Raw genomic sequence first — 8,572 nt, forward strand, 5'->3', positions numbered from 1 at the left:
TTACGCAACCATACTATACATAACATAGCGCCAATAGTGCAGAATAGCGAAAGGAACTGGTCGAGAATTAGCGATCGCACGTCATGCGATTTGAAATTTGAGATTTGAGATTGCTGCCACGGATGAGTCCGGAGGATTGCGAGCGGGATGCGGAGCTTTTTTCAAAGGTAGACAGATAAATCCGGGGACTTGTGACCAAGTTGATTTCGGTCAAATAATAATTGATAAACATGGGAAAAAAATTACAGTTAATTCTGTCCCTACCGAGAGTGCAGAATTTGCGATCGCTATCTTTGTCACATAATAAAATACAATGGAATGGAATGTTTTAATTTAACTGTTGTATAAACGAGTTATGGATGCGATCGCACATTTGTCAGGTTATCTAATTACAGAGAAACTTTATGTAGGTACACGTACCCTAGTCTATCGAGGCATCCGTACCCGTGACCAATACCCAGTCGTCGTCAAACTGCTGCAAAACAAATACCCCACCTTCGACGAGCTCGTCCAATTTCGCAACCAATATACCATTGCCAAAAATCTAGACTTCCCTCACATCGTCAAACCGCTGACGCTGGAAGTATATCACAATAGCTATGCCCTAGTAATGGAGGACTTTGGCGGAGTCTCCCTACCTACTTATCTCAAAACAGCAACAAATCAAACCCAATCATTTCAAGCTTTACCTTTAGCAGAATTTCTCCAAGTCGCCATACAACTAACAGATATTATTCACTACCTTTACCAAAACCGAGTCATTCACAAAGATATTAAACCCGCTAATATTCTCATTAATCCCGACACCAAACAAATTCAACTAATTGACTTTAGTATTGCATCCCTCCTAGCACGAGAAACCCAAGAAATCCAGAATCCCAATATTTTAGAAGGAACATTAGCCTATCTCTCCCCCGAACAAACAGGACGGATGAATCGAGGCATTGACTATCGTAGTGACTTTTACTCCCTGGGTGTGACTTTTTATGAATTGTTGACAGGAAAGTTGCCATTTATCTCGAATGACCCGATGAAAGTGGTGCATTTTCATCTCGCCAAAAAGTCGAAACCTAGCCATCACATTAATCCTGAAATTCCCCCGATCTTATCTGAAATTGTCAGTAAACTGATGGCGAAAAATGCCGAAAATCGCTATCAGAGTGCATTAGGACTCAAGCACGATTTAGAGATTTGTTTAGTTCAATTACAAAAAACAGCCCAGATAAAATCTTTTGAACTTGGAAAGCGAGATATTAGCGATCGCTTTACTATCCCCGAAAAGCTCTACGGTAGAGAAAAAGAAGTTGATCACCTATTAGCTGCCTTTGAGCGAGTCAGCACAGGTAGCACCGAAATGATGTTAGTAGCAGGTTTTTCGGGAATTGGGAAAACCGCCGTTGTCAATGAAGTTCATAAACCCATTCTCCGTAAGCGCGGTTATTTTATCAAAGGCAAATACGATCAATTTCAACGCAACATTCCCTTCAGTGCCTTTGTGCAAGCCTTCCGGGACTTAATGGGTCAATTGCTATCTGAATCGGATACGCAACTGCAAACATGGAAAACCCAGATTTTAGCAGCAGTGGGAGACAACGGACAAGTCTTGATTGACGTGATTCCTGAGTTAGAAGGCATAATTGGCGCTCAACCTCCTGCAACAGAATTGTCAGGAAGTGCCTCCCAAAATCGCTTTAATCGGCTGATGCAGAAATTTGTGCAAGTTTTCACCAGCAAAGAACATCCTTTAGTGATGTTTTTGGATGACTTGCAATGGGCGGATTCAGCATCCCTGAATTTGCTACAATTATTGATGATCGATACAGGATATTTATTAGTATTGGGGGCCTATCGAGATAATGAAGTTTGGCCCGTGCATCCATTTATTTTAAGAGTGAATGAGATAGTTAAAACGGGGGCAACAGTGAATACAATTACTTTGGAACCGTTAAGCGAACTAGATATGAATTTGTTGGTGGCGGATACGCTGAATTGCGAATCATCACTGGCCCAACCTTTGACAAAATTAGTCTCTCAAAAAACTCAGGGTAATCCTTTCTTTGCAACTCAGTTTCTCAAGACATTACATGACGAGCAGCTAATTAGCTTTAACTGGGAGATTCGGCATTGGCAGTGTGATATTGCCCAAGTGAAAGCCTTAGCTATCACTCATGATGTCGTTGAATTCATGGCGTTGCAATTGCAGAAGCTGCCCAAAGGAACTCAGTATCTTCTCACCTTAGCTGCTTGTATAGGATCACATTTTGATTTGAATACGTTAGTAATTGTCGGTGAGAAATCTGCTGGAATGACGGCTTTGGCTTTATGGAAAGCATTACAGGAAGGTTTGGTGATTCCCACGACCAAAATCTATAAGTTCTTTACGGAATCGGATAGTGATGAAGTTTTCAAGGCTTCAGCTAATCCAACTTATCGATTTTTACACGATCGCGTCCAGCAAGCCGCATATTCGCTAATTCCCGATTCACAGAAAAAAGCAACTCATCTCAAAATTGGACAGTTACTCCAGCAAAATTGCGCCGAGATGGAACGAGAGGAAAAACTGTTTGATATTGTCGGGCATTTGAATCGAGGAATTGAGTTAATCACCCAACCGACCGAACGAGAAGCCTTAGCTAAACTAAACTTGGCAGCCGGTTGTAAAGCCAGAAATTCTACGGCCTACACCGCAGCCAGAGTTTATCTACAAGTGGGGGTTGAGCTACTGAGGGCCAACTGCTGGGAAAGCCAGTATGAATTAACGCTGGACCTCTATATTGCTGCTGCTGAAGCCGCCTATTTGAATGCTGACTTTGATGGCATGGAAGAGATGGCAGCACAGGTGTTACAGAATGCACAGACAATCTTAGACAAAATCAAAATTTACGAAATTCAAATCGTCGCACAGACAGCACAAAGCAAGACGTTAGAAGCGATTGCAGTAGCAAGAGATGCACTGTGGCAATTGGGGGTTGAACTCCCCAGTGCACCTGACGAAGCCTTGATTGGTAAAGCCCTACAGAGCCTTGCGGAGCAACTAAGCGGCAGAAAAATTGAGGAACTAATCGATCTGCCTGTGATGAGCGATCCTCAGACTCAGGCAGCTATGCCAATATTGGCCATGTTATTTGCACCCATTCTCCAGGGAATTCCAGGCTTAGTGCCCCTACTGAGCTCCACGATGGTAAGTTTATCACTCGAATTTGGGAATGCACCCGCATCGACGGTGGGCTATGCGATTCACGGGCTTGTATTAAGTGCCTTTTTGGGAGAGGCAAAAACGGGCTATAGCTTTGGTAAATTGGCACTCTCATTGCTCGATCGTGTCAATGCACGAGAATTTAAGTGCATTACTCATAATATGTTCGGGGCATTTATTCAGCATCATCAAAATGCTATGAGGGCAGGGATACCAACCCTGAAAGAGGGCTTTATTGCTGGCATGGAAACTGGCGATTTTCTTAACGCTGGCTACAACATAGCTACTTACAGCTACATCAACTTTTTCGGTGGGGTAGAACTGGATACTTGGGAACCGGAACTTGCAGTCTACAGTGCTACATTGGCTCAGGTGAAGCAATATTCGGCTCGGACTTATTTGCATATGGAGCGGCAGATGTTGCAGAACTTGAGGGAAGTAGTGAATCAACCGGATTGCTTAATCGGCGAAGCCTATGATGAAACGGTAATGATTCCTAAGCACTATCAGGATCGTGAATTCAGTGCGATCGCCCTTGTCTACGTCTACAAACTACTGCTTGCTTATTCCTTTGGTAATTATCCGGCTGCTCTAAACTACATTACCCGAGCCAAAGAGTGTGTGATGGCAGTATCGGGATTAATTATTGTTCCCATTTTCCATTTTTATGCAGCCTTGACGCACCTGGCGCTCTTCCCCACACACCCAAAAACCGAGCAAGCTTCCATTCTCGCCCTAGTGGAAACCCATCAAACGACTCTGCACCAATGGGCGCAAAATGCTCCCATGAATCATCTGCATAAATGGTATTTGGTTGAAGCAGAACGGCAGCGGGTTTTGGGCAATAAAGCAGATGCAATTGAAATGTACGATCGCGCCATCCAACTAGCTCAAGAAAATCAATTCATCAACGAAGAAGCCCTCGCCAACGAACTCGCCGCCAAGTTCTACTTTGACTGGGGCAAAGAAAAAGTAGCTCAAGCCTACATGATTGAAGCGTATTATTGTTATGCCCGATGGGGAGCTAAAGCCAAAATAGACGATTTGGAAAAAAGTTATCCTCGCTTACTCGGTATTATCCTTCAGCAAGCTCAATCATTTAGTTCCTTTAAAGAAACGATCGCCCGGGGAACGATTACTTATACCCACTCTTCTAGCAGCAACTCTGAATTTCTAGATTTGCCTACTCTGATCGACGCCTCTCAAGCCATTTCTGGGGAAATTGAACTAGATAAACTCCTGACTACTCTTTTAAAAATAGCGATCGCGAATGCTGGGGCAACTAAGTGTGTCTTATTGCTCAAACAAGAACAGTATTTACAGGTAGCGGCTCTTGTAGCAGAGGGACAGGAACCTAAGCTATTACCAGCAATACCTCTAGAATCTAGTCAGGATGTAGCAATTAGTTTGGTTAACACTGTCAAGCGTAGTTTGAAACCTTTGGTAATAGTCGATGCTAGGGTAAGTTCCCAGGTTGCGGGCGATCGCTATATTGAACAGCACCAGCCGATAAGTGTTCTGTGTATGCCAATTCTTAATCAAGGGCAGTTGATAGGAGTTTTATACCTGGAAAATAACCTGACGGTTGGGGCCTTTACGAGCGATCGCATTGAAGTGCTAAATTTGCTGGCTTCTCAAGCTGCTATTTCCTTAGAAAATGCCCGTTTGTATCAAGAATCTCAACAAGCATTTACCCATCTCAAACAGGCACAAATAAAAATAGTTCAAAGCGAAAAGATGTCAGCCTTGGGAAACTTAGTGGCTGGGGTTGCTCACGAAATTAATAATCCAGTTGGTTTTCTTGTTGGTAATATTCAACCCGCCTTAGATTATATCAAAGATTTGTTTGGATTGCTCGATTTGTATCAACAAAAATATCCGCAACTCGATCCAGAGATTCAAGAAGAAATCGAGAACATCGATCTGGAATACATCCGGGAAGATTTACCGAAATTAGTAGGTTCGATGCGGGAAGGCGTGAAGCGGATTCGGGATATTAGTACCAGTCTACGAACCTTCTCCCGTGCCGATACTAACTATCCCGTAGCTTGTAATATCCACGATGGCATCGATAGCACCATTATGATCCTGAAACATCGGCTCAAGGCTAACGAAACTCGTCCAGAAATCAAAGTGATTAGGGAATATGGAAATTTGCCACAAGTGGAGTGTTATGCCGGACAGTTGAATCAAGTATTTATGAATTTGTTAGGTAATGCGATTGATGCTTTGGATGAATCAAATCAAGGACGAACTTATGGAGAAATCGCCAATCAAATTACCATTAAAACCGACATTTCTCTGGACAAAAAGCAAGCGATAATTTGCATTAAAGATAACGGTGTGGGCATGAGTGAAGCTGTGCAAGAGAAGATTTTTGATGAGTTATTTACTACCAAGGAAGTAGGGAAAGGGACGGGGTTGGGATTGGCGATCGCACGGCAGATTGTAGTTGAGAAACACGGCGGTACAATAGAGGTAAATTCTGTATTGAGAGAAGGGACGGAGTTTACAATTTTATTGCCGATGAAAGGATAAGACTAGGGAGCATCTCATCTTTGTAAAAACACTTCTTCTGGCTCCTTCCTTCTTCTTCTTTCCTCCTGCCTCCTGCCTCATGTCTCCTGCCTCAAAACTCCAATTTTGGGCTTGGCTGCTTTCATTGAGATGCTCCCTAAGACTATCTTGATAGATCGCCATCTTTCTCTTCAAAAGTGAAAAAGAATAAAAGCGGTAGAGTGTGTAGGCTGGGGATTTCGCAGTTTTATTTTCCTCAGACTAGATAAATAAAAGTGTATAATTAGTTACAATAGTCAATGTCTGAGATGGGGTAATCCCGATGAGTGCTGCAGTGGATTTGACGAAGCGAGTTTCAGGATATCATCTGGTTGAGCAATTATACTGTGGTTCCAGAACCCTAGTTTATCGAGCTATCCGAGAAACAGATCAGCTTCCGGTTGTCATTAAACTATTAAATCGAGACTACCCCAGCTTCAGCGAACTGCTGCAATTCCGCAACCAGTATACCATCGCCAAAAATCTACGTCTGCCTGGAGTCGTTGAACCCTACAATTTGGACTCCTATCGCCACAGCTATGCCCTAGTAATGGAGGATTTTGGCGGCATTTCTCTGCGAGACTACGCCCAAGAGGCCTCGCTGACTCTGGCAGAAATCTTGGAAATTGTTATTCAAATAACTGACATTCTTGACGGACTGTACCGAAACAGAGTCATCCACAAAGATATTAAGCCAGCTAACCTCCTAATACATCCCGAAACCAAACAAGTCAAACTGATTGACTTTAGCATCGCCTCCCTACTTCCGAGAGAAACTCAAGAAATTCAAAATCCCAACATCTTAGAGGGAACCCTCGCCTATATTTCTCCCGAACAAACCGGAAGAATGAACCGAGGCATCGACTACCGCACTGACTTTTATTCTCTGGGAGCTACCTTTTACGAACTGCTGACAGGAAAACTGCCATTTGAATGTGATGATCCGATGGAGTTGATTCACTGCCATATTGCCAAACAGCCTCCTGCAATAAACAGCAAAGAAATCCCGCAGGTGGTTTCGGATATGGTGATGAAGCTGATGGCAAAGAATGCCGAACAGCGCTATCAAAGTGCCAGGGGATTGAAGTATGACTTAGAACGGTGTTTGCACCAGTACCAAGAAACTGGAAAGATTGAAACTTTTGAGTTAGGAACGCGGGATGTATGCGATCGCTTCCTGATTCCCGAAAAACTCTACGGTCGAGAACGAGAAATACAGCAACTTTTAGAAGCCTTTGAACGAGTAGCACAAGGCAACAGCGAAATGATGCTCGTTGCAGGCTTTTCCGGCATAGGAAAAACCGTTGTGGTTAATGAAGTTCAAAAACCCATTGTCCGACAGCATGGCTATTTCATTAAAGGTAAATTTGACCAGTTCAATCGCAATATTCCCTTTTCGGCATTTGTGCAAGCATTCCGCGATTTAATGACACAATTGCTCAGTGAAAGCGATCTCCAACTCCAAGCATGGAAAACCAAAATTTTAGCAGCCCTTGGTGACAACGGACAAGTCATTATTGAAGTCATTCCCGAACTAGAACGGATTATCGGGCAACAACCCCCAGCCCCAGAATTGTCAGGGAGTGCTGCTCAAAATCGGTTCAATTTACTATTCCAAAAATTTATCTCTGTTTTTACCACAAAAGAGCATCCCTTAGTGATGTTTCTGGATGATTTGCAGTGGGCAGATTCAGCATCTTTAAAGTTGATGCAGTTGCTTATAGGTGAATCCCAGTCCAGTCACCTGCTACTAATTGGAGCCTATCGAGACAATGAAGTTTCCCCTGCCCATCCCTTAATGTTGACTTTAGATGAAGTCACAAAAATCGGGGCAATAGTCAATACCATTACACTAGCACCTCTGGCTCGATCCAGTTTGAATCAATTAGTAGCAGATACGCTGACTTGTTCTCCTAAGTTAGCAGAACCGCTGACTGAACTGGTGTATAAGAAGACAAAAGGAAACCCATTTTTTGCGACGCAGTTTCTCAAGGCATTGCATCAAGATGAGTTGATTATTTTTGATGTTAAAGCAGGATATTGGCAGTGCTGTATTAGCAAAATTACCGAAGCAGCACTGACGGATGACGTAGTTGAATTCATGGCGCAGCAGTTACAGAAATTGCCAGTAGAAACTCAGGAGGTTTTAAAATTAGCCGCTTGCATTGGCAATCAGTTCGATCTGACAACATTAGCAATTGTTTCGGAAATCTCGGAGACGGGAACGGCAACGGCTTTATGGAAAACTTTACAGGAAGGTTTTGTTTTACCTCAGAGTGAGATTTATAAATTTTATGTAGGGGAAGAAGAAAATATCGATCGAGGTACTTCTCAAACAGTTGTTTATCGCTTCTTGCACGATCGCGTCCAACAAGCGGCTTATTCTTTGATTCCCGAAAGCGATCGCGCGCTCGCCCATTATCAAATCGGGCAACTGCTGCTGCAACAGATTTCACCAGAAGCTAGAGAAGAACGCATTTTTGAATTAGTCAATCAATTAAATTACGGCACGACGCTGGTTGTCGAAAAAACAGAACGAGACGATTTAGCACAACTCAACCTGATTGCTTGCCGCAAAGCGAGATCGGCAACTGCCTATCAAGCAGCCCGCGAATATGCCACAGTGGGGCTGCAACTGCTGGGAACAGACGCTTGGGAACGGCATTACGAAATGACCCTATCCCTGCACGACTTAGCTGCCGAGGTGGCTTTCTTGGCCGGCGATTTTGAGCAGATGCACCAGTGGATTGAAGCGGTGATTCATCATGCGAAAACACCTTTAGAACAGGTGCAAGTTTATCAAGTTAAAATCCAGGCATT

Annotated in this window: 2 protein-coding genes; both read left to right on the forward strand. The window is 43.4% G+C overall.

Annotated elements, in window-relative coordinates:
• Nucleotides 1-355 precede the first annotated feature (355 nt).
• Nucleotides 356-5,734, forward strand: coding sequence for an AAA family ATPase (locus tag QUA62_RS19535; protein ID WP_333406106.1), 5,379 nt, complete (start codon nucleotides 356-358; stop codon nucleotides 5,732-5,734).
• A 301-nt stretch (nucleotides 5,735-6,035) separates the two neighbouring features.
• On the forward strand, nucleotides 6,036-8,572 hold a 2,537-nt coding region (locus tag QUA62_RS19540), incomplete at its 3' end, for a serine/threonine-protein kinase PknK (RefSeq protein ID WP_333406102.1).

This window comes from Microcoleus sp. MON1_C1, from assembly GCF_036701945.1.
GTDB lineage: Bacteria > Cyanobacteriota > Cyanobacteriia > Cyanobacteriales > Microcoleaceae > Microcoleus.